Raw genomic sequence first — 25,428 nt, 5'->3', positions numbered from 1 at the left:
CGCGCAATGCAAACCAGACGGACCTTCATGTGCGGATGCCTCGGCACGTTCACCGCCTGTTCGCTGTTCCCGGGCGTGACGAACGCCAAGATGATCGACCTGCTGCCGCCATCCGATCCGGCCGACGGCAAGACGTTTCGCGTCATCTGCCTGCATGACGTGCGCGACAACCTGATGGAGTCGTTCAAGCCCCCGTCGGCGCTGGTCGATCCGTTCGCGGTCGATACCGGCACGCTGACCGCGATCTTCTCGTGGCTGCAGACCAACAACTACCACACCATCACGGTCAAGCAGATCGAGGCATCCCGGCACGGCGGCAAGCCGCTGCCGCCGCGCGCCGTGCTGCTCACGTTCGACGACGGCTTTCGCAGCCACTACACGAAAGTGCTGCCGCTGCTCGAGCGCTTCAAGTATCCGGCCGTGATGGGCATCGTCACCGCGTGGATCGATGCACCGCCGAATGTGCCGATCCGCATCAGCGACAAGGTCCAGGTGCCGCGCGACTACTTCCTGTCGTGGGACGAGGTGAAGAAGCTCGGCCAGTCGGACCTCGTCGAGCTCGGCTGCCATACCCACAACCTCCATCACGGCGCGATCGCGAATCCGCAAGGCAACGAGTTGCCGGCGACCACGTCGCACCTCTACCTGCAAGACCAGAAACGCTATGAAACCGACGCCGAATTCCACGCACGCGTGCACGACGACCTGCAGACATGCGTGCGCCAGATCCGCGAACACACGGGCATCGTTGCTCGCTCGATGGTGTGGCCATATGGCGCGGAAAACCAGCCCGTGCGCCAGATATCGACGTCGCTCGGCATGGACATCCAGTTCAGCCTCGATGCCGGCCCGAATACGCCGGACGTGCCGCTGGACCGGCTGAGACGGATCCTGATGATGTACGACGTCGACATCGGCGGGTTCGAACGCTCGATGCGCGAGCCGGCCTCCAACCGCGGCGACGTCGACGTGCCCGAGCGCACCGTGCAGGTCGATCTCGACCAGGTCTACGATCCGGATCCCGCGCGGCAGGAAGCGAATCTCGGCAAGCTGATCGAACGCATCTACCGGATGCAGCCGAAATCGGTATACCTGCAGGCGTATGCCGACCCGAAAGGCACGGGCGTGGCCGAAGCGGTGTATTTCCCGAACCGGCACCTGCCGATGCGCGCCGACCTGTTCTCGCGCGCCGCGTGGCAGCTCAGCACGCGCTCCAACGTGCAGGTGTACGCGTGGATGCCGGTGCTCGCGTTCCGGCCGCCGCCGGACAAGCAACGCGGGCTCGAGGCCGTCAGCGCATTCGGCGGCGCGCCGGCCCGCGAAAACGGCACGCGCGTGTTCCGGCTGAGCCCGTTCGATCCGGAGGCGCGGCTGATGATCCAGCAGATCTACGAGGATCTCAGCAAGCACGCGTCGTTCAGCGGCATCCTGTTCAGCGACGACGCCGTGCTCGACGACTACGAGGATGCGGGCCGGCATGCGCTGCGCACCTATTCGCAGTGGGGGCTGCCGGCCGACGTCGGCAAGATCCGCGAAAATCCCGACCTGTTGAAACGCTGGACGCGCCAGAAGTCGCGCTACCTGATCGACCTGACCCGCCAGCTCGAACAGATCGTGCTGGCCCACCAGAACGTGGGCGACGTGCTGACCGCGCGCAACATCTACGCGCTGCCGGTGCTCAAGCCCGAATCGGAAGCGTGGTACGCGCAGAACTACGACGATTTCCTCGCCACCTACGACTACGTCGCGCTGATGGCGATGCCGTACATGGAGCAGGCGAAGGATCCCGAGGGCTGGCTGGACCAGCTCGTGCGGGCCGTCCGCGCCAAGCAGCGCGGGCTGCAGCGTACCGTGTTCGAACTGCAGTCGTACGACTGGCGCGCGCAGAAGCAGGTGCCGGCCGGCACGCTGCTTGCGCAGATGCGACGACTGCGCAGCGAGGGCGCCGTGAATTTCGGCTACTACCCGGACAACTTCCTGAACGGCCAGCCGGAACTCGACGCGATGCGCGACGTGATGTCGCTGAAGTCGCGCCTCGATCCGACCTCCATCAACGCGCTGATGCAGATGCAGCATGCACAGGGGACCAAGACGCCATGACCACCCACGGCATCATCCAGCGCCTGCAGGACTTCGTCTTCTACTATCCGTTCTTCATGTCGTATCTGTGGATGATCGGCGGCGTCGTCCATTATTTCCTGCTCGAGGAAGGCCGCGAGCTGTCGACGCGCACGATCGCCGCGAGCGGCATCCCGAAGATCTCGATCGTCGTGCCGTGCTTCAACGAGGCCGCCAACGCACGCAGCGTGATCCGCCACCTCAACGCGATGGACTACCCGAACTACGACATCATCGCGGTCAACGACGGCAGCCGGGACCGCACGGGCGACATCCTCAACGAGCTGGCCGTCGAGATCCCGCGGCTGCTCGTCATCCATCACGCGCGCAACGAAGGCAAGGCCGTCGGGCTCACCACCGCGGCGGCGGTATCGAACGCGGAATACCTGCTCTGCATCGACGGCGATGCGCTGCTCGCGCATGACGCGATCGGCTGGATGCTCGAGCACTTCCTGACCGACCCGGGCGTCGGCGCGGTCACCGGCAACCCGCGCATCCGCACGCGCACGTCGCTGCTGGGACGCATGCAGGTCGGCGAATTCTCGTCGATCGTCGGCCTGATCAAGCGCACGCAGCAAGTGTACGGCCGCATCTTCACGGTGTCGGGCGTGATCACGATGTTCCGCAAGACCGCGCTCGCCGACGTCGGCTACTGGAGCTCGGACATGCTGACCGAGGACATCGACATCAGCTGGAAGCTGCAGTGCCGCGACTGGCGCGTCGTGTACGAGCCGCACGCGCTCAGCTGGATCCTGATGCCCGAGACGCTGAAGGGTCTCTACCGGCAGCGATTGCGCTGGGCGAAAGGCGGCATCCAGGTGCTGATCAAGTACGCGGGCACGCTCGCGCGGCCGACCCAGATGATGATGTGGCCGCTGTTCGTCGAGTACCTGATCGGCATCACGTGGGCCTACTCGATGTCGTTCATCCTGCTGCTCGCGCTCGTCGACGTCGTCTACCCGCTTCCGCCCGACTGGCATGTGTCCGTGGTGCCGCACTGGCACGGGATGCTGCTGGTCGCGACCTGCATCCTGCAGCTGATCATCGGCAGCATGATCGATCGTCGTTACGACGAAAAACTCCTGATGTATTTCCTTGACACCGTCTGGTACCCCGTCGCGTTCTGGCTGATCAGCATGATCACCACCGTCGTCGCCCTGCCCGCCGTCGTACTGCGGGGCCGCGGCAAGCGCGCCGTTTGGGTCAGTCCCGACCGAGGCATTCAACATGAAGAACGCGCCGATTATTGACCTTTCCCTGCGCGCGCCGCGCGAAATGATCGCCGAACGCGGCGTCGTCGTCGGGCCCGTGCTCGTCGCATGGTTCCGCCTCGTGCGGCCCGCGCTGGTCGGAGGAGTATGGGCATCGATCTGCATCTACACGTACCGCTACCTGCTGCCGTTCAACGAGGCCGAGATGCCGATCGAGCAGATCGTGTTCTACGTGACGAGCATCGCGCTGATCGCCGGCACGATCGTCACGTGGCTGATCGCGGGACGCGTCGTGCATCCGCTCGCGTACCGGTTGCGCGTGTCGAAGATGCTGCGGCGCTCGGCCAGCGTGAAGATGCGCTCGGTGCCGCCGACCGCGCTCGCGGGCGCGCGCCGGCGCGGCGCGCGGCGCACGACGCGCATTCTCGTCGCGTCGCACGATGCGAACGGCTCGATCTCGGGCATCGAATGGATCGCGCATGCGGGACCGCAGCCCCGCGAGTAGGTCACCGGCGCCGTGCCGCAACGCACTGCGCACTGCGCACCACGCACGCCGCATGACGCATGACGCGACGGCGCTCCTGAAATCGTCCTGGCGCGCGTCGCGCGCCGGCCGAAAAACTTCCTGTAGACGAGGTGAATCATGTGCGGAATCGTCGGAGCAAGCGGCCTGAACAATCAGGTCCCGCAACTGGTCAATGCACTGAGCCGGCTCGAATATCGCGGCTACGATTCGTGCGGCATCGCCGTGCTGCGTGACGGCTGCCTGCGCAGCGAACGCACGTTGCGGCGCGTGGCAGACTTGCAGGACCGCGTGCTGACGCTCGGTCTCGAAGCGCAGACGTGCATTGCGCACACGCGCTGGGCGACGCACGGCGCACCGTCTGAAATGAACGCGCACCCGATCATGTCGGGCGACACGATCGCGGTCGTGCACAACGGCATCATCGAAAACCACGATGCGCTGCGCGCCGAACTGCGGGAGCGCGGCTATACGTTTCGCGGCGAGACCGACACCGAAGTGATCGCGCACCTGATCCACAGCATGTATCGCGACGACCTGTTCGACGCGGTGATTCGCGCGGTCAAGCGGCTGCACGGCGCGTACGCGATCGCCGTGCTGAGCGCGCGCGAGCCGCAGCGGCTCGTCGCCGCGCGCGCGGGCTCGCCGCTCGTGATCGGCATCGGCGCGGACCAGAACTATCTCGCGTCCGATTGCGCGGCACTCGGCGACCTGACCGACCGTTTCGTCTACCTGGAAGACGGTGACGTCGCGCTGATCACGCCGGAGCGGATCGCCGTGGTCGACTCGGTCGGGAGCGAAGCACAGCGTCCGCTGTGCCTCGTCAAGGCGCGCGACGACGACGCCGCGCTCGGCCCGTACCAGCACTTCATGCAGAAGGAGATCTTCGAACAGCCGAAGGCGATCGCCGCCACGATCGACGGCATCGACACGGTCTCGCCCGCGCTGTTCGGCGGCAGCGACAGCACGCGTGCGCTGCTGTCGAAGACCCGAAGCGTGCTGCTGCTCGGCTGCGGCACCAGCTACTACGCGGGCCTGACCGCGAAATACTGGCTCGAGGGCATCGCGGGTATCCCGGCGCAGGTCGAGATCGCGAGCGAATACCGCTATCGCGATACCGTGCCCGATCCGCGCACGCTCGTCGTCGGCATTTCGCAGTCCGGCGAGACCGCCGACACGATCGGCGCGATCGAGCGCGCGCGCGCGATGGGCCAGGACATGTCGATGGCAATCTGCAACGTGGCGACGAGTTCGATCGCGCGCAGCGCGCCGCTCAGCTTCCTGACACGCGCCGGCATCGAGCTCGGCGTCGCGTCGACCAAGGCGTTCACGACCCAGCTCGTCGCGCTGTTCCTGCTGACGCTCGCGCTCGCGCAGCAGCGCGGCCGGCTCGACGCCGCGCAGGTCGCGACGCACCTGAAGCAGCTGCACGAACTGCCGGAGCGCATCGGCCACGCACTCGCGCTGGAAACGCAGATCATGGGCTGGGCCGCGAAGTTCGCGCGCACCGAGAACGCGCTGTTCCTCGGGCGCGGCATTCACTATCCGATCGCGCTCGAAGGCGCGCTGAAGCTCAAGGAAGTGTCGTACATCCATGCGGAAGGCTATCCGGCCGGCGAACTGAAGCATGGCCCGCTCGCGCTCGTCACGAGCGCGATGCCGGTCGTCACGATCGCGCCGGACGACCGCCTGTTCCAGAAGCTGAAGTCCAACATGGCCGAGGTGCGCGCGCGCGGCGGACGGCTGTACGTGCTCGCCGGCCATCATCTCGAGATCGACGCCGACCGCGACACGCACCTGATCCGCGTGCGCGAATCGGGCGACGCGCTGTCGCCGATCGTCAACGTGATCCCGTTGCAGCTGCTCGCGTATCACGTCGGCTGCGCGCGCGGCGCCGACGTCGACAAGCCGCGCAATCTCGCGAAATCGGTCACCGTCGAATGATGCGGCGGCCGGTCGCGGCCCAAGTCGCCACCGCGCGCCCGCATGCGTTCGGGCGCGCCGCCGCGTGGCGCGTCGCGACCGTGCTCTGCGGCGCGTGCTGCGCGTTCGCCGCGCCGTCGCACGCGTTTGCCGGCGCGCCGGTCGTGCACACCGTCACAGTGGAGGCGCCGGCGTCACCTCAGTCGCCGCAGGAGCGCGGCGACCCGCGGCGCTTCATGCACGGGATCGGCGTGGCCGACGCCGGCGACGGCCGGCGCTGGGTGTTCTTCAGCAGCTCGGGCATCGTGCCGCGCGGCGCGCTGCGCAACGGCGACTGGCCGCATGACGTGTACGTCGGCGAATGGCTGCCGGGCAAGCCGCGCCTGCTGCGCGTCCATACGTTCATCAGCCGCCCGGAAGCGCAGGAGCCCGTGTCGATCGCGCAGAACCCGCGCGGCGACATCTTCGTCACGTTCGAGGACGGCTGGAACACGCCGCAGGTGGTCAGCCAGCGATACGGCGTCTATCGGCGCGACCTGAAGCCGGTCAAGCCCTACCCGAACGACGTCGAAGCAGGCGGCCACTCGGGCCACGTCGCCGCGGTGGGCGAACGCTTCGTCGTGTTCTATTCCGCCGACTGGATCGACGGCGGCGGCGTCGACAACCTCGGCACCGGCAACGGCGTCTACGTGAAAACCTACGATGCCGAAGGACGCGTGATGAACCATGTGCCGGTCGCGCCGCACCGCCGCGAATGGTGGCCCGTGGTCGCGGGTTCGCCGCGGCGCGCGCTGCTGGTCTGGCAAAAATACATCGAGGGCAGCACGGACGCGACGCTCGAATACGCGATGTTCGATCCGGTCACGGCGAAACTCGACATGCTCGGGCCGCTGAACGGCACGATCCAGTACTACGTCTATTCGTCCGCGTATGTGCCGGCGGTCGACCGCTTCGTCATCGTCACGACGACCGCGGACAATCGCGGCGTCGCAATGCTGATCGACCCGGACGGCCGTCGTCTGGCCACGCTCGACTGCCTGCCGGCGTCGGTGCGCGAGGCCGGGATCGGTGTCGACGGCACGCATGCCTACGTGCCGATCCGCGACGGGCGGCTGCTGACCCTCGCGCTTTCGCCGACGGGCATGTCGGTGAGCGGCGTGCAGCGTTCGCCGATTCCGTGGGGCTCGACCGGCATCGCCGGGTTCCCGGCACCCGGCGGGACGATGCATTTCGTGTCGCTGACGCCGTCCGGCGCACGCGAAGCGGATTTCGACACGACGCGGGAAACGCCGTTGCCGAAGGCCGACGCGCAGTGTTCGACGCATTGACGGCGACCCGGCACGTCGATCCGGCCCGACGCGCTCAATCCGGGCGTTCGCGCCTTTGCCCGAATCGCGCAGTGCGATCCCGCCGCGCGCATCGGCCGCACCCGGTCGTCACCCGGTAGTCGGACTTGCAGCGGCAGCCCGGCCCGATTCCTCATACCGCCCCCGCTCCCGCGCCGAAGTCGCCAGCGCCGCCCGTACCGGATAGACTGTCGCCCGATTCCATCCCTCGGCCGCGGCGCTCGCCTTTCTGCCGCCGCCGGAACGCCCCCACGGAGAACGAATGCTGAAGCGCCGGTGGTTTTCGCTGTTGCTGGTGACGGTGTGCCTGATCGCGACGCGCGCGTCCGCCCAGGGCTCGCTCGAACTCGAAACCGACGGCACGCCTCGCGTCCTGACGCGCCAGGCGCTGCTCGCGCGCGCCGACGCGACGGACATCCACGTGCCGCGCGACATCGCGTACGGCCGGCCGATGACGTTCCGCGCGGTACCGTTCGCCGCGCTGCTCGGCGACACGCCGCTGCCGGCGGACGGCGTGCTCGAAACGCGCGCGGCCGACGGTTTCGCCGCGCAACTGCCGCTGGATCTCGCGCGCCGCCGTGCGCCGGCCGGCGCCGTCGCGTGGCTCGCGATCGAGGACCCCACGCACCCGTGGCCGAAGCTGCCGGGCAAGCAGGTCAGCGCGGGGCCGTTCTATCTCGTGTGGCTCGGGCCGGACGCGTCGTCGGTGCGCGGCGAGCAGTGGCCGTATCAGATCGTGCGCATCACGATCGAATCGTCGCCGCTCGCGCGCTGGCCGTCGCTCGCCGTCGATCCGGCGTTGCCGGCGAACGATGCGGCCCGGGCGGGCCAGCGGCTGTTCGTCACGCAATGCCTCGCGTGCCACCGCGTCGACGGCGCGGGCAGCAGCCAGGCCGGCCCCGACCTGAACACGCCGATGAATCCGGTCGACTACTTCCAGCCCGCCGCGCTGCGCCGCTACATCCGCAACCCGGCAGCAGTGCGCGACTGGCCGGGCCGCGCGATGCCGGCGTTCCCGCCCGATCAGTTGAGCGACCGGGAACTCGACCAGATCGTCGCGTACCTCGCGTACATGGCGCGGCGCAAGGCCGGCAAGTAAGCCGCGCCCGTCAGGTGCGCGTTACGCGCCCGGTTCCTGCGCGCTTTGCAGCACTGCACGCAGCAGCACGTCGGCGCCCGCCGCCGACCATTCCGGCGTGATCGCCTCGGCTTCGTTGTGGCTCAGCCCGTCGACGCACGGCACGAAGATCATGCCGGTCGGCGCGACGCGCGCGACGTAGCACGCGTCGTGGCCCGCGCCGGACACGATGTCCATGTGCGACAGCCCGAGCGCCTGCGCCGCATCGCGCACCGCGTCGATGCAGCGCGGCGCGAACGGCACCGGCGGGTACGTGAAGATCTGCTCGATCTGCGCGCCGAGCCCCGCGTCGGCCGCGACGCGCGCCAGTTCCGCACGCAGCGCCGCGTCGAGTTCGTCGAGCACCGCATCGTCCGGATGGCGAAACTCGACCGTGAAGAAACAGCCGCCGGGCACCGTGTTACGCGAATTCGGCCGCGCCTCGATCATCCCGACCGTCGCGCGCGCGTGCGGCGCATGGCGGCGGCCGAGCGCATCGACGAATTCGATCATTCGCGCGGCACCCACCAGCGTGTCGCGCCGGAATTCCATCGGCGTCGTGCCCGCGTGCGCGTCGACGCCCGTGAGCGTCACCTCGTACCAGCGCTGCCCCTGCCCGGCCGTCACGACGCCGATCGTCCTGCCCGCGCGTTCGAGAATCGCCCCCTGCTCGATATGCAGTTCGTACGCGGCATGCACCGGATAGCCGCCGACGGGTTCGGCGCCCGCGTAGCCGATCCGCGCGAGTTCCTCGCCGATCGTCCTGCCCGCGCCGTCGGTGCGCGACAGCCCGTATTCGAGCGAATAGACGCCCGAGAACACGCCGGCCGAGATCATCGCCGGCGCGAAGCGCGAACCTTCCTCGTTGGTCCAGATCACGACGTCGATCGGGCGCTCGGTCTCGATGCCCGCGTCGTTCAGCGCGCGCACGACCTCGAGGCCGCCGAGCACGCCGTAGATGCCGTCGTAACGGCCGCCCGTCGGCTGCGAATCGGCGTGCGAGCCGGTCATCACCGGCGCGGCGTCGGGATTGCGGCCCGCGCGGCGCGCGAACACGTTGCCCATCCGGTCCACCCGCACCGTGCAGCCGGCATCGCGCGCCCACTGCACGAACAGGTCGCGCGACTCGCGGTCGAGGTCGGTCAGCGCGAGACGGCAGACGCCGCCCTTCGGCGTCGCGCCGATCTGCGCCATGCGTTCGAGCGATGCCCACAGGCGCGCGCCGTCGACGCGCGGTGCGGTCGCGAGGTCGTCACGCATTGCCGGCCTCCGGGGTGTCGTCGCGCGGCGCCGCCTGCAGCGCATAGCGGAAATCGCAGCGCTTGCCGCCCTGCATGATCGTGCTCGTGCGCGTCAGCGCGATGCGCGGGTCGTAACCCTCGATGAAGTAGCTGTCGCGCGCGCAGCTCAGCAGGTGGCCGATCTCGCCGAGCCCCATCGCGTGATACATCTCCGCGTAGCTGCAGCGATGCACGTCGTAGTCGTAGTGCGTGTCGTCCGCGCGGCGCACCTCGACGTCGAGCGCATCGTCCTTCTCCCACAGCACCTGCAGCGCGATGAACGACTGCACGCTCGTGCCGTCGGGCTCCTGCGCGGCGAACGTGCGGCCCGCGTCGACGGCCGCGCCGCGCACGGCCTCCGCGATCACGGCCTGCGCGCGCTCGGTGCCGAATTCGCGCTTCATGATCTCGTAGATCGGCTTGATGATTTCCGCTTCGATGCGGCGCCGCGCGAGGATGCCGAGGCGCGTGTCCTCGGGTGCCGCCGCGGATGCGTGGGTGGTGTCGGTCATGGGGTTCGTCTCCGTCCTTATTTCGTTGCCGGGTGCGCGCCGCCGAGCACGTCGACGACGGTCCACTTGCCGCCGCGCACCTGGTAGATCGTGAATGCCGGGTCCTTCAGGTTGCCTTCGCCGTCGAACGCGACCCGGCCGGTCACGCCGGGCCGGTCGATCGCGCGCACGGCCGCGACCAGCTTCGCCGGCTGCGTCGTGCCGGCCTTTTGCGCGGCCGCGATCAGCGTGGCCGCCGCGTCGTACGCGAACGGCGCATGCAGTTCGATCGGCGCGTTGAAGCGGGCGCGGTACTGGGCGTCGAACGCCTTGCCGCCCGGCATCCGGTCGAGCGGCAGGCCCGGTTCGAGCGCCGTCACGCCGTCGCCGTCCTTGCCCGCGAGCGACAGGAAGGTCTGGCTCACGAAGCCGCCGGCGCCGAGCAGCGGCGCGTTCACGCCGAGCTGGCGCATCCGGCGCGCGATCGGCGCGGCCTGCGCGTCGAGCCCGCCGAAGAACACGAGATCCGCGCGCTTGCCCTTGACCGCGGTCAGCACGCCGCTGAAGTCGGTCGTCTTGTCGTTCACGTACTGGCGATCGACGATCGTGCCGCCGTTCGCCTGCACGCCCTTGATGAACTGGTCGGCGAGGCCTGCGCCGAACGACGTGCGATCGTCGATCACCGCGATGCGCTTCGCCTTCAGCGTCTTCACCGCGTAGGCGCCGGTGAAATTGCCGCCCGCATCGTCGTGACCCATGATGCGGAACGCCGTCGCGTAGCCCTGCTGCGTGTATTGGTGGCCGGTGGACGCCGGCGCGATCTGCGCAATGCCCGCATCGCGGTAGACGCGCGACGCCGGCACGCTGCAACCCGTGTTCCAGTGGCCGACGACGCCGATCACGTGCTGGTCGACGAGCTGCTGCGCGACCGCGACGGCCGTGCGCGGGTCGGATTGATCGTCGGCCGCGACGAGCTTGTAGACGACCGGCTTGCCGCCGATGCTCGGATGTTTCGCGTTCGCGTCGTCGATCGCGAGTTGCGCGCCGTTTTGCAGATCCTTGCCGATCCGCGCCGACGGGCCGGTGAGCGGCGCGGCGAGACCGATCAGGATCGTCTGCGGTGCGGACTGCGCGAAGGCGGGAACGGCGGCGATCAGCGCGGCCGCGGAGAATGCGAAGCTGGCGGGAAGAAAGGCGATTTTCATGTGCGGGGCTCGGGGATTCGAATCAAAACATGAAAAATATTAAATATTCGGCACTCTCACCCCAAATATTCAATTGTTGGATGCTTATGCCATTCCCGACACAATAGCGCAATAGACTGTAAATAAAGGATATTTTTACGTTGTCGCTTACCCTGATTTTTCTATAAAATTCGACACATGAAAAATATCGAACAATTGCCGCACGATCCGCCGTTACGCGCCGTCCGCGCGTTCGAGGCATTCGCGCGTCTCGGGTCGGTCACCGCGGCCGCGCACGAGCTCGACATCACGCCGTCCGCTGTCAGCCACCAGTTGCAGCTGCTCGAGGCGTTCATCCAGACGCCGCTGACCGTGCGCGAAGGCCGGCTGCTCGCGCTCACCGACGAGGGGCGCGACTACTACCGCTCGATCAGCGCCGCGTTCTCGGTGCTGCGCAGCGCGACGCGCTTCGTGCGCGACCGGTCGTCGCTGCGACAGATCACGATCAGCCTGATTCCGCTGCTCGGCATCGGCTGGTTCATCCCGCGGCTGCATGCGTTCCTCGCCGAGAACACCGACGTCGACGTGACCGTGCTGTACGCGCATCACCGCAACTATCGAAGCGACGCGTCCGACCTGTCGATCCGCTTCGGCACCGGCGACTGGCCCGGCTACCGCTGCGAGCGGCTGCTGCCGGGCGCGATGGTGCCGATGTGCAGCCCGTCGTTCCTGAAGCGCCACGGGCCGTTCCGCACGCCGGCCGATCTCGCGCAGGCGCCGCTCGTGCACGACGAGGATCGCAGCACCTGGGTCAACTGGCTGCAGGGCGCCGGCGTGCGGCACGTGTCGCATGCGGTGGGGCCGATGTTCGAGGACGGGCAACTGACGCTGAGCGCGGCGCGCGCGGATCTCGGCGCGGCGCTGCTGCGCGCGCCGCTGGTCGAGCGCGAACTGGCCAGCGGCGAACTCGTGAAGCTGTTCGACCACGCGCTCGACGACGGGCGCGACTACTACCTGTGCACGCGCGAGGATGCGGACATGCCGGACGGGGCGAGACGGCTCGCCGACTGGCTGAGGAAGATCGCCGCCTGAGCCGCCGTTGCGTCGCCTGCCGGCGCAACGGCGCGCTTGCCGGGCAAGTCGGTGACTTGCGGACGTCCGCACGCGTATATATGATATGCATATCATATATCGGAGGTTGCGATGAGCCGTATCCTGATCGATCTGTCGAATGGCCAGCTCGACGAACTGGCCGCCATCGTCGAGACTGAGCAACGCCCTCGCGCCGCGATCATTCGCGACGCGATCGACGCGTATATCGCGCAACACAAGCGCGCGCATGCCGATCACGTATTCGGCCTGTGGAAGGATCGCGCGGTCGACGGGCTCACCTATCAGGAGGCATTGCGTTCGGAATGGTAAAAGCACACATCGACACTCAAAGCGCGGCCGGGTATGCGGGCCGCGCGCTTCCGGCCGACGCCTGCCTCGTGCAGGTGCAGCAACGGCCGCCCCATGCCCACACCGTGTTCGGTCTCTGGAAAGCGCGTGCGCTCGACGGGCTCGCCTGGCAGGAGGCATTGCGCGCGGAATGGTAAGAGCCCTCTTCGATACCAACATCCTGATCGACTATCTCGGCGGCGCTGAGTCCGCGCGCGCGGAGCTGGCCCGCTACGACTACCGGGCGATCAGCATGGTGACCTGGATGGAAGTCATGGTCGGCGCGACGGCCCGCGACGATGCGGCAATTCGCGCATGGCTTTCGTCGTTCGACATCATCCCGCTCGACAGCATGGTGGCGAACCGCGCCGTAACGATTCGCAAGGAACGTCGCATTCGTCTGCCCGATGCGATCGTCTGGGCATCGGCGCAAGTGAACGGCCTGTTGCTCGTATCGCGCAACACGAAGGATTTTCCCGTCACCGAACCGGGCGTCCGCGCGCCGTATCGGATCTAGCGCGGGCGGCGTCCGTCATGCGTGGCGGACAGCCGCGCGTCCCGCCGTCGCCGCGCGTCACACCGCCCGCCCCCATCCGCGCTCGGCCGCATAGGCGACCGTCGCGCGCGCCAGCTCGTTCGTGCTGTCGACCAATGCAAACGGCGCATCGCGCACCGCCCGCGCGGCGATCGGGATTTCCGTGCAGCCCATCACCGCGACGCCCACGTCCCGTCGCGCCAGCGTCGCGAGCGCGCGCGACAGGCACCGCACCGACGCATCGATCTTCCCCGCCTTGACCGCCGCGATGCACGCGGCGATGTCGTGCTGCGCGGCCACGTCCGGCATTACGGGTTCGAAGCCGCGCGCACGCAGCGCCGCCTGGTAGAAGCCCGACACCAGCGTGCCGCCCGTCGCGAGCACGGCGACGCGCCGCACGCCGGCCGGCAACGCGGCCACCGACGCATCGACGATATGCAGGATCGGCGCCGCGCTGCGTTCGCGCAGCGGCGCATACCAGTGATGCGCCGAATTGCACGGGATCGCAATCACGTCGACACCGCAGCGGTTCAGCAGCGCGACGCCATCGAGCAGCGCCGGCAGCGGATCGGGCCCGCCGTCGATGATCGCGCGCGAACGATCGGGCGTCTGCGTCAGGTTCGCGACGACCATCGGCAGGTGCTCCTGGTCGCAGCGCGCACGCGTCAGGCGCATCACGCGATGCATGAAGTCGACCGTGGCCAGCGGCCCCATTCCGCCCAGTACGCCGACGAGCGCCATGATGTCTCCTTCACGCGCGCGGCGGCCGCGCGCAGATCGCGGATACGACGGCCGAGTTGCCGATCACCAGCAACAGCGTCCGCAACATCTCGCAGAACGGATCGACCGCCACGAACAGCACGAACGCGGCCTCGAACGGCAGGTGCAGCGCCGCGCACACCATGCCGGTGAGCGACACCGTCACGACGCCCGACGTGCCCGTCGACGCGAACCCGGCCAGCACCGACGCGACCAGCACGACGCACAGCTCGCCGGGGCCGAGCGACCGCTCGTAGAGTTGCGCGACGAACAGCGTCGCACTCGCGTAATAGACCATCGGCCCGACGCGCAGCAGCGACACGGCGAGCGGCACGACCAGCTCGACGCGCGCGCGGGCGAAGCCGAAGCCGTCGGCCAGGCACTCGATCATGCTCGGCATGCAGGCCACGCTGCTGCGCGTGGCGAGCGCCATCGCGAACGGCGTGCGCAAGCCGGCGAGCGTCCCGGCCAGCGTCGCGCCCGAGCGCTTCCAGATCACGACGATCGCCGCCGCGATCAGCACGAGCGCGACGACGGCGAACGCGGCGACGAAGCGGACCATCGCCTCGAGCGGCCCGAACCCCGACGTGCCGATCTGCGCGGCGCCGCCGCAGAACAGCACGATCGGCGTCGGATACGCGAGCCAGTGCATGATCTTCTGGCACGTGCAATAGACGGTCTCCAGCGTCTGGCTCAGCGCCGCCGAGATGCTGGGCGGCACGCGCCCCGACGCGAACCCGAAGAACAGCGAGAACACCAGCGCCTTCAGCGTGTCGCCGCTCGCGAGCGCCGCGAAGAAGTTGCCGGGCACCAGCGCGATCAGCATGTCGGCGAGGCCCGACGACTTCTCCGCGGGATCGCTGCCGTACAGCGTCATCACGGTATCGCTCGCCGCGCCGTCGCTGCCGACCAGCGCGCCGAACGCCTTCAGCGTCGCGGTCGACAGGTGCTCGCCCGGCCGCATCGCGACCAGCACGACCGCGCCGACCGCCACGACGAACACCGACACGCAGCTGAAGATCGTGATCACGCGCAGCACGAGATCCGACGCGTTGCCGTCGCGCAGCAGCCGCTGCAGGCTGAAGATCACGGCGGCCGTCATGAACGGCAGCGCCGTCATCTTGAGCAGGCCGACGTACACCTGGCCCACGTAGTCGAATTGCGGCGCGGCCGCCGGCCACAACACGCCCGCCACGATGCCGAGCGCGAGGCTGCCGAAGACCGTCAACGGATGGATCGCGAGCGCATGCAGCCGCTCGATGCGCGGTGCGATCCCGATGTTCTCGTTCATGTTCATGTCAGTGACCCATCGCATCGAGCAGGGATTTCACGTCGAGCCGCTTGTTGCGCTCGGCCAGGAACTGGTTGACGAACGCAAGCAGCGTCGGCATGGACACCGGCACGCCGACGGCAAGCGCGTCGGTGAGGTCGTCGAAAGTTGCGACGCGCAGCCGGATCGGCGCGGTCGGGTCGTCCTGCATCACGCGCTTGATCGCGAGCTCGTCGCGATACACGGCCGTGACCGCGCCGGCGTTCAGCGCGTCGAGCGTCGCCGGCCAGCTCGGATAGGTGCGCACCCGCGCGGCCGGGAAATCGTTGCGCGCGTATTCGGCGTAGGCCGACCCCGCGACGACGCCGATCGTGCCGCGATAGTCGCGCACGACTTCGGGCAGCGGCCGCCCTTTCGCGAGTTCGGCGAAGCCGACGCGGTTGATCAGCAGCGCGCGCCGCAGGCTGATGTACGGCGTGCTGAAGCGCACCACCTGCGCCCGCGGCAACGTACGCGACAGCTTGCTGATCGCGACGTCGGCCTGCCCGGTCGCGAGCAGATGCACGACGTCGTCGAACGTGCGCGCATCGCGGTCGAACTGCACCGGCACGCCGAGCTTTTTGGCGAGCTCGTCGGCGAGGTCGATGTCGACGCCCGCCAATGCGCCGTTGCGCGACATGAAGAACGGCGGCTGATCGACGCCGAGCACCGCGACGACGAGCGTGCCGCGCGTGACGATGCGGGCGAACTCCGGCGCGAGCAGCCGGCCGTCGGGCATCTGCACGAGCCCGGTCGCCGTGGTGGCGGGTGCCGTCACCGCTGCGGGCGCCGCCGGCGCGGACGCATCGAGGGCCAGCGCCGGCGCGGCGCACGACACGGTCACGAGTACCCAGGCCGCGCCGCGCAAGAGCCGATGCAGGCATCGCCGCTCGGGGACGAACTCGCGGAACCAGGCAAGCAGCGCGCACGCGGCGCGTCCGGAAAAGAGGTTCATGGCGGCAGTGGGACGGGGAGTATCGAACGACCGCGCGGCCGTTCGTGCAGAACGGGCGCCGGACCCTTGCGCGGGGCGCGGCACCGTCGCCCGGCGCCGCGCCCACCCGCACGCCCAATGTGTCAGAAGCGCCTTCCGGCCGAAATCCGCCGGAAGGCCCGGCCCGAATGGCACGGGCCGCCCGGACGGGCCGCCGCGACGGGGCCGGATGCAGATAGAAATTCCCGATGCCGCGGATTGAAACAAGCAATTTCACAATCCAAGGGTGAACCCGGATACTGGCAACACTTCATCAACACCCAAGCAAAGGAACTCGCAAGATGCCGATCATCAACACCCAAATCAAACCGTTCAAGGCAACCGCATACCACAACGGCGATTTCGTGCCCGTGACCGAAGAGAACTTCAAGGGCAAGTGGTCCGTCGTCGTGTTCTACCCGGCCGACTTCACGTTCGTCTGCCCGACCGAGTTGGGCGACCTCGCCGACCGCTACGCGGAATTCCAGAAGCTGGGTGTCGAAATCTACGGCGTGTCGACCGATACGCACTTCACGCACAAGGCCTGGCACGACACGTCGGACACGATCGGCAAGATCAAGTACCCGATGATCGGCGACCCGACGCTCACGCTGTCGCGCAACTTCGACGTGCTGATCGAGGAAGAAGGGATGGCGCTGCGCGGCACGTTCGTGATCAACCCGGAAGGCGAGATCAAGCTGTGCGAAATCCACGACAACGGCATCGGCCGCGACGCCGGCGAACTGCTGCGCAAGGTGCAGGCTGCGCAATACATCGCGGCGCACCCGGGTGAAGTGTGCCCGGCCAAGTGGACGCCGGGTGCGGAAACGCTGACCCCGTCGCTCGACCTGATCGGCAAGATCTAAGGGTCGCCCGGCGCACCTCGCTCGAGGCGCCCAACGAGCACCCAGCCGGGCCGCCGCCTCGCGCGGCCCGCACCCTCCTCCGGCACGACGTGCCCGAGCAGCCAAATCAATACGGAATCCAAAACGCCATGCTCGACGCCAATCTCAAGAACCAACTGAAAGCGTACCTCGAAAAGATCACGCGCCCGATCGAACTCGTCGCGTCGCTCGACGACAGCGCGAAATCGCAGGAACTGCTTGCGCTGCTGAACGAGATTGCGTCGCTGACGTCGCGCGTGACCGTGACCGAACGCCGCGACGATGCCGAGCGCAAGCCGTCGTTCTCGATCGGCGAACCCGGCAAACCGGCCGGCATCCGCTTCGCCGGCATCCCGATGGGCCATGAATTCACGTCGCTCGTGCTCGCGCTGCTGCAGACGGGCGGCCATCCGGTCAAGCTCGACGACGACGTGATCGAACAGATCCGCGCGCTCGACGGCGACTACGCGTTCGAGACGTATTTCTCGCTGTCGTGCCAGAACTGCCCGGAGGTCGTGCAGGCGCTGAACGTGATGTCGCTGATCAACCCGCGCATCCGCCACGTCGCGATCGACGGCGCGCTGTTCCAGAACGAAGTCGACGCGCGCGAGATCATGGCCGTGCCCACGATGTTCCTGAACGGCGAATCGTTCGGCCAGGGCCGCAGCAGCGTGAAGGAAATCCTCGCGAAGCTCGACACGGGCGCCGGCGAGCGCGCCGCGAAGTCGCTCGAGAACAAGCCGGTGTTCGACACGCTGATCGTCGGCGGCGGCCCGGCCGGTGCGGCCGCGGCAATCTACTCGGCGCGCAAGGGCATCGCGACGGGCGTCGTCGCCGAGCGTTTCGGCGGCCAGGTGCTCGACACGATGGCGATCGAGAACTTCGTGTCGGTGCAGGAAACCGAAGGACCGAAGTTCGCCGCGGCGCTCGAGCAGCACGTGAAGCAGTACGACGTCGACATCATGGACGTGCAGCGCGCCGACGCGCTGATTCCGGGCGACGTGCATCAGATCCGCCTGGCGAACGGCGCGGTGCTGAAGGCGAAGACGATCGTCCTCGCGACCGGCGCGCGCTGGCGCGAAATCAACGTGCCGGGCGAGCGCGAATACCGCAACCGCGGAGTCGCGTACTGCCCGCACTGCGACGGCCCGCTGTTCAAGGGCAAGCGCGTCGCGGTGGTCGGCGGCGGCAACTCGGGCGTCGAGGCCGCGATCGACCTGGCCGGCATCGTGAAAGCCGTCACGCTGATCGAATTCGGTGCGCAACTGCGCGCGGACGAAGTGCTGCAGCGCAAGCTGCGCAGCCTGCCGAACGTGACGATCGTCACGCAGGCGCAGACGACCGAGCTGACCGGCGACGGCAGCAAGCTGAACGGGCTCGTCTACAAGGATCTGCGTTCGGGCGAAACGAAGCGGGTCGATCTCGAAGGCGTGTTCGTGCAGATCGGCCTCGTGCCGAACACCGAATGGCTGAAGGGCACGGTCGAACTGTCGAAGCACGGCGAGATCGTCGTCGATGCGCGCGGTGCGACGTCGGTGCCGGGCGTGTTTGCGGCCGGCGACGTGACGACGGTGCCGTTCAAGCAGATCGTGATCGCGGTGGGCGAAGGCGCGAAGGCATCGCTCGGCGCGTTCGATCACCTGATCCGGCAGGACGCGACGCCGGCTACGGCCGACGCGCCGCAGGCCGAAGAAGCGATCGCCGCGTAACGCGCGACGCACCGCACAGGTTCGTCTCTCTTGGCCCCGCATGCCCTGGTCGGCGTGCGGGGCCCTTTTTCATCCGGTGCGGAGCAGCACGGCGCGCGCGCTGCGGCGCCCTGCTCACTGGGTCGCGCCGGACCCGGCGTTCGCCGGTGCAGGCGCCTTGATATTGCTCGACTGCCTGACCAATTGGTCGGTCATCGCGGCAGCGACCGCATTCGCCCCCGCCGACGTGTGCTGCCGATCGCCGCTCGGCGTCGCCACGTATTGCGGCGCCGGCAACGACGGATCCAGCTTCGCCGATTCACGCACGAGCGCAGCGGTTTCCGGGGTTTCGGATTTCATGGCGGACGGTGCTGCCGCGTGTCGCTCGAGCCCGTCGCGTTTGCGCGCCGCGTGCTGCGGAGGCTGATACGCCGCCTGCTGGCTCGGCCGGCTTGCCTGCGCGGCCTGGGCCGGCGGCGCCGATTGCGTCGATTGCGCCGGCTGGGCCGATTGCGCTGCTTGTACCGGCGCTTGTACAGGTTGCGCGGGCTTGGCCTTCGGCGGGGTCGCATCCTCCGGCTCGACCGTCACGACGTGGACGGTCGGTGGCGGCGCACTCGGTTTCGCCGGTGGCGCCGGTTTCGCCGGTGCGGCGATGACCGGCGCGACGGCGGCGGATGCCGGTGCCGCATGCGTACGCGCAGCGGCCGCGGCGGGCGGCGCTACGGCCGCGGGTTGCGGCACCGCCGCGTCCACATGTGCGGACGGGACGGCGACGGGCGCGGGCGGCGCGATCGTGCCTTGTGCGGTGTGGCCGTCGTTCGCCGCGGTCACGGCGGCGGCAGGTGCTGCGGCATCGCCGATCCCGGCTTCCGCGATCGCGCGGTGGTCCGCACGCAGCAGCATCACGTAGCCGCTGCCTGCCGCGGCAACCAGCAAACCGCCGGCGATCATCAATGTCTTACGGGTACGAGTCATGCTTGCTCACCGATCCAAATCGACGTGAACAAGCCATGATACGCGTGCGTTCGCGCATGATCCCGCACGAATACAATTCGTTGCATTGACGTCGACCCCAAGAGCGCCGAGGCCATACGATGCTGCGCGCCCTATCGTCTGACGGTTCGGCACCGTCTGCCTTCCGCCATCAGATGCAGAAGATCGCAACCGCGATCCCGCCGAACAGCGCCCACTTGACGACGTAGTACACGGTGCGATTCCACGCCTTCAGCCGCTTGCCGGCGCGGCGAATCGCATACAGGTACTTGAATGCATGATTGAGCCCGCCCGTGCGGTCGCCCGTTTCGTTCGGCGACGCGGCCGCGCGCATCAGCAGTTGCCCGAACGCATCGTTGATGCGCTGCGCCCAACGATATTTCATCGGGCGGTCGATGTCGCAGAACAGGATCACGCGATCGTGCGCGGTGCGATTCTCGGCCCAGTGCAGATAGGTCTCGTCGAACATCACGGCCTCGCCGTCGCGCCACGCATACGACTCGCCGTCGACGACGATCCGGCACGCGTCGTCGTTCGGCGTGTCCAGCCCGAGGTGGTAGCGCAGCGAGCCCGCATACGGATCGCGATGCAGGCCGAGCTTGCCGCCCGGCGGCAACTGCGCGAACATCGCGGCCTTGATCGACGGAATCCGCGCCAGAATCTCGACCGTGCGCGGACACAGCGCCTGCGCGGACGGATGCGGCGCGTCGTACCACTTCAGATAGAAGCGCTTCCAGCCGTTGCGAAAGAACGAATTGAAGCCGATGTCGTTGTACTCGCCCGACGCCTTGATCCGGCTGGCATCTCGCAACGCGAGCGCCTCCTCGCGCAAGGTCCGCCATTCGCGCTGCAGCACGGCGAGCTCCGGAAAGTGCCGCGTGTCGAGAAACGGCGTGGTCGGCACCGACGAGAACGCGTAGGAAAAGCAGTTCAGCGGTGCAGTGAAGGTCGAGTGATCGGATAGTTGCCTGAACAACCTGTGCCGAACCTTGCCGCGCCGGTGCGTATGGACGACACACGCAATGAACACGATCAACAGGACCCAGCGCATCGATATTTCCCCCGTAAGTTGTTTTACGGAATTCTAGGTACGGGGAAAATTTCCTGCGCTGAAGCGCAGGCGGTGCGAGGTGCGTCGGCAAGACGCAAAGAGGTTGCCGATCGAATCATGCCGGCACACCGAAAAGCCCGTGCCGACGGGCTTTTCGACGCAACCGGAATGCGCGCGCGGCGTGCTGCCGACCCGCGCGCATGCGGCGATTATTCCGGAAACGGTAACTCAGTTTGTCCGTCAGCGCGCATACCGAACGTGTTGAGCGTCATCGCCACGAGCGCGTAATAGCCGAGCAGCGCGACGAGGTTCACCACGGTCTCGTGGCCGAATCGCGCCTGCGCGCGCGCGAACGTCGCGTCGCTCACGCGCCGCGTGTCGTACAGCTCGGTCGCGAACGCATGGATCAGCGCATCGTCGTCCGATTCGAATGCCGGCTCGACGCCACGGCGGATCGCTTCGGCCGTCGCGGCCGGCACGCCGGCATCGAGCGCGATCGGATGGTGGATGTGCCACTCGGCCTGCGAGCGCCAGCGCGCGGCCGTCACGAGAATCGCGAGTTCCGACAGCCGCAGCGGCAAACCCGTGCGATAGCGGCAGAACGCGCCGAGCCGCTGCGCGTGCTGCGCAAGCTCGGGGCTCGCGATCCAGCCGAGGAACGGCCCGTTCAGGTTGCCGCGCGGGCCGCTGAGGATCTCGGCGAGCACGGCCTTCTGCTCGTCGGTGGCCGATGCGGGATCGAAGGGAGGCAGTCTGTCTGTCATGGCGAGGGTTCGGTGAGGTCGTGATTCACGCGCCCGCCGACGCGAGCGCCGCGTCGATCGCGCCGGACAGCCGCTCGACGATCGTGTCGATCTGCTGCGCGGTGCAGACGAACGGCGGTGCGACCAGGATGTGATCGCCGTGTACGCCGTCGATCGTGCCGCCCATCGGATACACCATCAGGCCGCGCTGCATCGCCTCGCGCTTGACCGCCGCATGCAGCTTCAGCGCGGGATCGAACGTCGCCTTGCTGTCGCGATCGCGCACGAGCTCGACGCCGACGAACAGCCCGCGGCCGCGCACGTCGCCGACATGCGGATGCGCACCGTACTGCTCGCGCAGCGACGCCCGCAGTTGCTCGCCGCGCGCCTTCACGTTGTCGAGCAGCTTCTCTTCGGCGATCACGCGCTGCACTTCGAGCGCGGCCGCACAGGCGGTTGCGTGGCCGAGATACGTGTGGCCGTGCTGGAAGAAGCCCGAGCCGTCGACGATCGTCCGGTAGATGCGATCGCTCACCAGTGTCGCGCCGATCGGCTGGTAACCCGCGCCGAGCCCTTTCGCGATCGTCAGCAGGTCGGGCGCGACTCCGTCTTCGTCGCATGCGAACAGGTAACCGGTACGCCCCATCCCCGACATGATTTCATCGAGAATCAGCAGCACGCCGTACTTGTCGCACACCGCGCGGATCTTCTTCAGGTAGGTACGCACCGGCGGCACCGCGCCGGCCGTCGCGCCGACCACCGTCTCCGCGACGAACGCCGCGACGTTTTCCGCGCCGAGTTCGACGATCTTCTGCTCCAGTTCGTCGGCCAGGCGCTGCGCATACGCTTCGTCGGTTTCTCCCGCCTGCTGGTCGCGATACGCATAACACGGGCTCACGTGGTGCGCTTCGATCAGCAGCGGCAGGAACGGCTCGCGCCGCCATGCGTTGCCGCCGATCGCGAGCGCGCCGAGCGTGTTGCCGTGATAGCTCTGGCGGCGTGCGATGAAATGGCGGCGTTGCGGCTCGCCCTTCTCGACGAAATACTGGCGCGCGAGCTTCAATGCGGCTTCGACCGCCTCCGATCCGCCCGACACGAAATACACGTGTTCGAGGCCGGCCGGCGCGGCCTCGACGAGCCGGTCGGCCAGCTCCTCGGCCACCTCGGTCGTGAAGAACGACGTATGCGCATACGGCAGTTGCTGCGCCTGCCGCTTGATCGCATCGATCACGCGCTGGTTGCTGTGCCCGAGACACGACACGGCTGCGCCGCCGCATGCGTCGATATAGCGTTTGCCGGTCGAATCGATGATCTCGATGCCGTCGCCTGCGACGGCGACGGGCAAGGTGGCGCGCGGAGCGCGATGGAAAACGGTCGTCATGCGTTGCCTCATGGTCAGGGCGCGCTGGGTGCGTGCGCGGACGGCACGATGCGCGTCGCGAAGCGCTGCGTGCCGTGTTGATGAACGGTGAAGTCGATCGCGGTGTCGCGAATCGCGAACACGGCGGTCGCCAGCGTGTTTTCGTCGTCGGGATCGGCCGGATCGTCGCGATAGATCGGCAGCCCTTCCGGTGCGCGATCGCCGAGCACACGCAGCAGCGCAGCTTCGTCGATCGCATCGATGGCCGGCGTCAGCGCATCGACGCGCCGCTGGCGATCGCCGGACGATTGCGTGACGATCTGCGCTTCGGCCTCGCAGCCCGAATGCACGAGATGATTCGCGTGGCCGGTGAGTTGCGAAACGTCGACGACCGAACAGCGCGCGACGCTCGCCTCGATGCTCAAGAGCCGCGTATCGCCGGTCGCGCCGAGCGTGTGGTGAAAGCCGCTCGCGCGCGCATGGGTGCGCAGCACGTCGGCGGCTGCGTCGAGCGACGTCGCATCGAGCACCGCACGCGCGAGGATCATCCGCGGCACGCCGGCCGCGGGCGTGCGGATGCGCAGGTTGTTGATCGCCTGCGCGATGCCCGCGCGGTTCGCGGCGAACGTATGTCCGGGCAGCGAGCCCGGGTAATAGAAGCTGATGAAGCCCGGCTTGCCCTGCGGCTGCACGTCGACCAGCAGGCAACGCTCGCGCAGGTACGGATCGCCGTCCTCGTTGTGCGCGATCCAGCGCGTGCCGTGCGCGTCGCGCCCGGCGAGCGTCGTGCAGCCGTCCGGCGCGTTGTGGATCAGTTCGCCGCGGCAGTTCCACAGGAAGATGTCCTCCGCCGGCCAGCCGACGCCCGCCGCGATCCCGTCCAGTTCCGCGACGAGGTCGGGGTACGCGGCCAGCGCGACCTGCCGCAGCGCGGCGACGAACGGATGGCCGCGCCAGCGGCGCACGGCCTGCCATGCGCTGCTCTGCTGCATGTACGCATCGAACACGGGGCGGGCAAGCTCGCCGAGACGCACGCCGATGTCGAACGGCGTGCCGGCGATGACGGGGGAAAGGGAAAGCGGCATGTCGGGCAATTCGGTTTCGTTCAGGACACGTGTTTCAGGAATTCCTTCAGGCGCGGTGTCGGCGGCCGGTCGATCAGATCGACCGGATGGCCGTCCTCGGCGATGCCGCCCTGATCCATGAACAGGAGCCGCGTGCCGACCCGCTTCGCGAAGCCGATCTCGTGCGTGACGACGATCATCGTCATCCCTTCGGTGGCGAGATCCTGCATCACTTTCAGCACTTCGTGGCGCAATTCCGGATCGAGCGCGGAGGTGGGCTCGTCGAACAGCATCAGCCGCGGCCGGATCGCGAGCGCACGCGCGATCGCGACACGCTGCTGCTGGCCGCCCGACAGCTCCGACGGGTAATGATTCGCGCGCGATTCGAGGCCCACCTTGTCGAGCAGCGCCATCGCCTGGTCGCGCGCGTCGGCGCGCGACGCGCCGCGCACCTGGATCGGCCCGAACATCACGTTCTCGAGCGCGGTCATCTGCGGAAACAGGTTGAACTGCTGGAACACCATGCCGGCCTCGAGCCGGATGTTGCGAATCGTCGACGCGTTGCCGCGCACGCTCTGGCCGTCGACCAGCAGCTCGCCGCCGGTGATTTTCTCGAGCGCGTTGATACAGCGCAACATCGTCGACTTGCCCGAGCCCGACGGACCGATCACGACCACGACTTCGCCCGCGTCGATCTTCAGGTCGATGTGCTTCAGCACCGGCACATGGCCGAAGCTCTTCGACACGTTCTGGAATTCGATCATGCTCATAGGATCCTCATGCGCTTTTCGACGAGCCGCAGCGTCAGCGTCATCGCGCCGGTCAGCATCAGGTAGATGATGGCCACCGCGGTCCAGATTTCGACGGCCTGGAAATTGCCGGCAATGATTTCCTGCCCCTTGCGCGTCAGTTCGCCGACACCGATCACGATGAACAGCGACGTGTCCTTGAGGCTCACGATGCACTGGTTGCCGAGCGGCGGAATCAGCCGCCGGAACGCGAGCGGCCCGACCACCTTCAGCAGCACGCGCGGCATCGACAGGCCCATCGCGAGCCCCGCTTCCGTCAGCCCCTTCGGGATCGACAGCAGCGCGCCGCGCACCACTTCCGCGAGATACGCGCCGGAATTCACCGTGATCGCGATGATCGCGGCCGTCAGGCCGTCGATGCGGATATGCGCGAGCAGCGGCAGCGCGAAGTACAGGAACATCACCTGCACGACGATCGGCGTGCCGCGGATCAATTCAATATAAACCTGTGCGAGCACGTTCATCGCCTTCGGTCCGTATGCGCGGAACATGCCCGCGATCATCCCGACGACGAACCCGCCCACCAGCCCGAAAAATGCGATGAACACCGTCAACCGGACCCCGTCCATCAGGTCCGGCAACGCCGCCCAGATCGCCGACCAATCGAAATTCACGTGTCGCTCC

The 25,428-nt window shown here is 67.9% G+C and carries 25 protein-coding genes; 12 read left to right on the top strand and 13 right to left on the bottom strand.

The features are described from left to right. Positions 1-6: 6 nt before the first annotated feature. The 6 genes from pgaB to U4Z31_RS25570 all read left to right on the top strand — a co-directional run bounded on the left by pgaB (position 7) and on the right by U4Z31_RS25570 (position 8,220). On the top strand, positions 7-2,100 hold the full coding sequence (gene pgaB, locus U4Z31_RS25595; RefSeq protein ID WP_321811723.1) for a poly-beta-1,6-N-acetyl-D-glucosamine N-deacetylase PgaB: 2,094 nt from the start codon (positions 7-9) through the stop codon (positions 2,098-2,100). Further along, positions 2,097-3,368: a poly-beta-1,6-N-acetyl-D-glucosamine synthase gene (gene pgaC / locus U4Z31_RS25590; protein ID WP_044843967.1), complete on the top strand. Its 1,272-nt coding sequence runs from the start codon at positions 2,097-2,099 to the stop codon at positions 3,366-3,368. Before pgaB ends, pgaC begins: the two co-directional genes overlap by 4 nt. Then, positions 3,346-3,834, top strand: coding sequence for a hypothetical protein (locus tag U4Z31_RS25585; RefSeq protein WP_044843966.1), 489 nt, complete (start codon positions 3,346-3,348; stop codon positions 3,832-3,834). The genes pgaC and U4Z31_RS25585 overlap by 23 nt, the downstream gene beginning before the upstream one ends. Positions 3,835-3,972: 138 nt before the next feature. Beyond that, entirely contained in the window at positions 3,973-5,796 is a 1,824-nt protein-coding gene (gene glmS, locus U4Z31_RS25580) for a glutamine--fructose-6-phosphate transaminase (isomerizing) (RefSeq protein WP_124488828.1), read from the top strand. Continuing rightward, positions 5,796-7,103, top strand: a complete 1,308-nt coding sequence (locus tag U4Z31_RS25575) for a hypothetical protein (RefSeq protein WP_321811726.1) — start codon at positions 5,796-5,798, stop codon at positions 7,101-7,103. The genes glmS and U4Z31_RS25575 overlap by 1 nt, the downstream gene beginning before the upstream one ends. Positions 7,104-7,383: 280 nt before the next feature. Continuing rightward, the gene (locus U4Z31_RS25570) at positions 7,384-8,220 is read left to right on the top strand and encodes a cytochrome c (protein WP_321811722.1); all 837 of its coding nucleotides are present in this window, start codon (positions 7,384-7,386) and stop codon (positions 8,218-8,220) included. 21 nt (positions 8,221-8,241) lie between these two features. Here U4Z31_RS25570 and U4Z31_RS25565 read toward each other — a convergent pair whose 3' ends face one another. From U4Z31_RS25565 to U4Z31_RS25555, 3 genes are read right to left on the bottom strand one after another with little or no spacing between them, the layout of a single operon-like run. Then, positions 8,242-9,498 carry a Zn-dependent hydrolase gene (locus U4Z31_RS25565; protein ID WP_124488830.1) on the bottom strand — a complete coding sequence of 419 codons (1,257 nt, stop codon included), beginning with the start codon at positions 9,496-9,498 and terminating at the stop codon, positions 8,242-8,244. After that, positions 9,491-10,030 (bottom strand): L-2-amino-thiazoline-4-carboxylic acid hydrolase, encoded by a 540-nt coding sequence (locus tag U4Z31_RS25560; RefSeq protein WP_044843961.1) that lies wholly within the window; start codon positions 10,028-10,030, stop codon positions 9,491-9,493. Before U4Z31_RS25560 ends, U4Z31_RS25565 begins: the two co-directional genes overlap by 8 nt. Before the next feature lie 17 nt (positions 10,031-10,047). Then, positions 10,048-11,214: a branched-chain amino acid ABC transporter substrate-binding protein gene (locus U4Z31_RS25555; RefSeq protein WP_124488831.1), complete on the bottom strand. Its 1,167-nt coding sequence runs from the start codon at positions 11,212-11,214 to the stop codon at positions 10,048-10,050. 177 nt (positions 11,215-11,391) lie between these two features. On the opposite strand from U4Z31_RS25555, the gene U4Z31_RS25550 reads away from it, so the two are divergent. From U4Z31_RS25550 to U4Z31_RS25535, 4 genes are all read left to right on the top strand, one after another. Next, a complete protein-coding gene (locus U4Z31_RS25550) occupies positions 11,392-12,285 on the top strand; it encodes a LysR substrate-binding domain-containing protein (protein WP_044843959.1) in 894 nt (297 codons plus the stop codon). Positions 12,286-12,396: 111 nt separating this feature from the next. Next, a complete protein-coding gene (locus tag U4Z31_RS25545) occupies positions 12,397-12,615 on the top strand; it encodes a ribbon-helix-helix protein, CopG family (protein WP_044843958.1) in 219 nt (72 codons plus the stop codon). Further along, positions 12,609-12,791 (top strand): hypothetical protein, encoded by a 183-nt coding sequence (locus U4Z31_RS25540; RefSeq protein WP_124893633.1) that lies wholly within the window; start codon positions 12,609-12,611, stop codon positions 12,789-12,791. The genes U4Z31_RS25545 and U4Z31_RS25540 overlap by 7 nt, the downstream gene beginning before the upstream one ends. Further along, positions 12,785-13,150, top strand: coding sequence for a type II toxin-antitoxin system VapC family toxin (locus tag U4Z31_RS25535; RefSeq protein ID WP_321811721.1), 366 nt, complete (start codon positions 12,785-12,787; stop codon positions 13,148-13,150). The genes U4Z31_RS25540 and U4Z31_RS25535 overlap by 7 nt, the downstream gene beginning before the upstream one ends. Before the next feature lie 57 nt (positions 13,151-13,207). Here the strand turns inward: U4Z31_RS25535 and U4Z31_RS25530 are convergent, their stop codons facing one another. Genes U4Z31_RS25530 through U4Z31_RS25520 form a run of 3 tightly spaced genes read right to left on the bottom strand, consistent with a single transcriptional unit; the run spans position 13,208 to position 16,191 of the window. Continuing rightward, positions 13,208-13,909, bottom strand: coding sequence for an aspartate/glutamate racemase family protein (locus U4Z31_RS25530; protein ID WP_321811720.1), 702 nt, complete (start codon positions 13,907-13,909; stop codon positions 13,208-13,210). A gap of 10 nt (positions 13,910-13,919) precedes the next feature. Then, complete coding sequence (locus U4Z31_RS25525) at positions 13,920-15,224, bottom strand: dicarboxylate/amino acid:cation symporter (RefSeq protein ID WP_321811719.1); 1,305 nt, start codon at positions 15,222-15,224, stop codon at positions 13,920-13,922. Position 15,225: 1 nt separating this feature from the next. Next, positions 15,226-16,191: an ABC transporter substrate-binding protein gene (locus U4Z31_RS25520; protein ID WP_321811718.1), complete on the bottom strand. Its 966-nt coding sequence runs from the start codon at positions 16,189-16,191 to the stop codon at positions 15,226-15,228. Positions 16,192-16,511: 320 nt separating this feature from the next. Between U4Z31_RS25520 and ahpC the strand changes: the two genes are divergently transcribed. Both ahpC and ahpF read left to right on the top strand, forming a co-directional pair. Next, the gene (gene ahpC, locus U4Z31_RS25515; protein ID WP_006750178.1) at positions 16,512-17,075 is read left to right on the top strand and encodes an alkyl hydroperoxide reductase subunit C; all 564 of its coding nucleotides are present in this window, start codon (positions 16,512-16,514) and stop codon (positions 17,073-17,075) included. Between the two features lie 128 nt (positions 17,076-17,203). Further along, positions 17,204-18,802, top strand: coding sequence for an alkyl hydroperoxide reductase subunit F (ahpF, locus tag U4Z31_RS25510; RefSeq protein ID WP_321811717.1), 1,599 nt, complete (start codon positions 17,204-17,206; stop codon positions 18,800-18,802). A 114-nt stretch (positions 18,803-18,916) separates the two neighbouring features. Here the strand turns inward: ahpF and U4Z31_RS25505 are convergent, their stop codons facing one another. The 7 genes from U4Z31_RS25505 to glnP all read right to left on the bottom strand — a co-directional run bounded on the left by U4Z31_RS25505 (position 18,917) and on the right by glnP (position 25,418). Further along, positions 18,917-19,759, bottom strand: coding sequence for an extensin (locus U4Z31_RS25505; protein ID WP_321811716.1), 843 nt, complete (start codon positions 19,757-19,759; stop codon positions 18,917-18,919). A 169-nt stretch (positions 19,760-19,928) separates the two neighbouring features. Continuing rightward, positions 19,929-20,828: a lipid A hydroxylase LpxO gene (gene lpxO / locus U4Z31_RS25500; protein WP_321811715.1), complete on the bottom strand. Its 900-nt coding sequence runs from the start codon at positions 20,826-20,828 to the stop codon at positions 19,929-19,931. A gap of 209 nt (positions 20,829-21,037) precedes the next feature. Continuing rightward, entirely contained in the window at positions 21,038-21,592 is a 555-nt protein-coding gene (locus U4Z31_RS25495) for a carboxymuconolactone decarboxylase family protein (protein WP_044843949.1), read from the bottom strand. Between the two features lie 25 nt (positions 21,593-21,617). After that, positions 21,618-22,952, bottom strand: coding sequence for an aspartate aminotransferase family protein (locus tag U4Z31_RS25490; protein ID WP_044844010.1), 1,335 nt, complete (start codon positions 22,950-22,952; stop codon positions 21,618-21,620). A gap of 14 nt (positions 22,953-22,966) precedes the next feature. Then, on the bottom strand, positions 22,967-24,016 hold the full coding sequence (locus U4Z31_RS25485; RefSeq protein ID WP_321811714.1) for a C45 family peptidase: 1,050 nt from the start codon (positions 24,014-24,016) through the stop codon (positions 22,967-22,969). Between the two features lie 20 nt (positions 24,017-24,036). Then, the gene (glnQ, locus tag U4Z31_RS25480) at positions 24,037-24,765 is read right to left on the bottom strand and encodes a glutamine ABC transporter ATP-binding protein GlnQ (protein WP_014899691.1); all 729 of its coding nucleotides are present in this window, start codon (positions 24,763-24,765) and stop codon (positions 24,037-24,039) included. Then, the gene (glnP, locus tag U4Z31_RS25475) at positions 24,762-25,418 is read right to left on the bottom strand and encodes a glutamine ABC transporter permease GlnP (protein ID WP_044843947.1); all 657 of its coding nucleotides are present in this window, start codon (positions 25,416-25,418) and stop codon (positions 24,762-24,764) included. The genes glnQ and glnP overlap by 4 nt, the downstream gene beginning before the upstream one ends. Positions 25,419-25,428: the final 10 nt, after the last annotated feature.

Origin of the sequence: Burkholderia sp. BCC1985 (assembly GCF_905339915.1) — a bacterium.
Lineage (GTDB): Bacteria > Pseudomonadota > Gammaproteobacteria > Burkholderiales > Burkholderiaceae > Burkholderia.
Note: the sequence above shows the minus strand (reverse complement) of the source record. Positions and strands in the feature narration are given on the sequence as shown.

Coding starts and splice junctions, on each gene's coding strand:
- U4Z31_RS25530 (WP_321811720.1), bottom strand. CDS start 13,909: ATGGCGCTCGTCGGCGTACTGGGCGGAATGGGGCCGCTGGCCACGGTC.
- U4Z31_RS25560 (WP_044843961.1), bottom strand. CDS start 10,030: ATGACCGACACCACCCACGCATCCGCGGCGGCACCCGAGGACACGCGC.
- U4Z31_RS25520 (WP_321811718.1), bottom strand. CDS start 16,191: ATGAACCTCTTTTCCGGACGCGCCGCGTGCGCGCTGCTTGCCTGGTTC.
- pgaC (WP_044843967.1), top strand. CDS start 2,097: ATGACCACCCACGGCATCATCCAGCGCCTGCAGGACTTCGTCTTCTAC.
- U4Z31_RS25555 (WP_124488831.1), bottom strand. CDS start 11,214: ATGAAAATCGCCTTTCTTCCCGCCAGCTTCGCATTCTCCGCGGCCGCG.
- U4Z31_RS25535 (WP_321811721.1), top strand. CDS start 12,785: ATGGTAAGAGCCCTCTTCGATACCAACATCCTGATCGACTATCTCGGC.
- U4Z31_RS25505 (WP_321811716.1), bottom strand. CDS start 19,759: ATGACTCGTACCCGTAAGACATTGATGATCGCCGGCGGTTTGCTGGTT.
- U4Z31_RS25570 (WP_321811722.1), top strand. CDS start 7,384: ATGCTGAAGCGCCGGTGGTTTTCGCTGTTGCTGGTGACGGTGTGCCTG.
- U4Z31_RS25550 (WP_044843959.1), top strand. CDS start 11,392: ATGAAAAATATCGAACAATTGCCGCACGATCCGCCGTTACGCGCCGTC.
- ahpC (WP_006750178.1), top strand. CDS start 16,512: ATGCCGATCATCAACACCCAAATCAAACCGTTCAAGGCAACCGCATAC.
- U4Z31_RS25540 (WP_124893633.1), top strand. CDS start 12,609: ATGGTAAAAGCACACATCGACACTCAAAGCGCGGCCGGGTATGCGGGC.
- pgaB (WP_321811723.1), top strand. CDS start 7: ATGCAAACCAGACGGACCTTCATGTGCGGATGCCTCGGCACGTTCACC.
- U4Z31_RS25545 (WP_044843958.1), top strand. CDS start 12,397: ATGAGCCGTATCCTGATCGATCTGTCGAATGGCCAGCTCGACGAACTG.
- glmS (WP_124488828.1), top strand. CDS start 3,973: ATGTGCGGAATCGTCGGAGCAAGCGGCCTGAACAATCAGGTCCCGCAA.
- ahpF (WP_321811717.1), top strand. CDS start 17,204: ATGCTCGACGCCAATCTCAAGAACCAACTGAAAGCGTACCTCGAAAAG.
- U4Z31_RS25495 (WP_044843949.1), bottom strand. CDS start 21,592: ATGACAGACAGACTGCCTCCCTTCGATCCCGCATCGGCCACCGACGAG.
- U4Z31_RS25575 (WP_321811726.1), top strand. CDS start 5,796: ATGCGGCGGCCGGTCGCGGCCCAAGTCGCCACCGCGCGCCCGCATGCG.
- glnQ (WP_014899691.1), bottom strand. CDS start 24,765: ATGAGCATGATCGAATTCCAGAACGTGTCGAAGAGCTTCGGCCATGTG.
- lpxO (WP_321811715.1), bottom strand. CDS start 20,828: ATGCGCTGGGTCCTGTTGATCGTGTTCATTGCGTGTGTCGTCCATACG.
- U4Z31_RS25485 (WP_321811714.1), bottom strand. CDS start 24,016: ATGCCGCTTTCCCTTTCCCCCGTCATCGCCGGCACGCCGTTCGACATC.
- U4Z31_RS25565 (WP_124488830.1), bottom strand. CDS start 9,498: ATGCGTGACGACCTCGCGACCGCACCGCGCGTCGACGGCGCGCGCCTG.
- U4Z31_RS25490 (WP_044844010.1), bottom strand. CDS start 22,952: ATGACGACCGTTTTCCATCGCGCTCCGCGCGCCACCTTGCCCGTCGCC.
- U4Z31_RS25585 (WP_044843966.1), top strand. CDS start 3,346: ATGAAGAACGCGCCGATTATTGACCTTTCCCTGCGCGCGCCGCGCGAA.
- U4Z31_RS25525 (WP_321811719.1), bottom strand. CDS start 15,224: ATGAACATGAACGAGAACATCGGGATCGCACCGCGCATCGAGCGGCTG.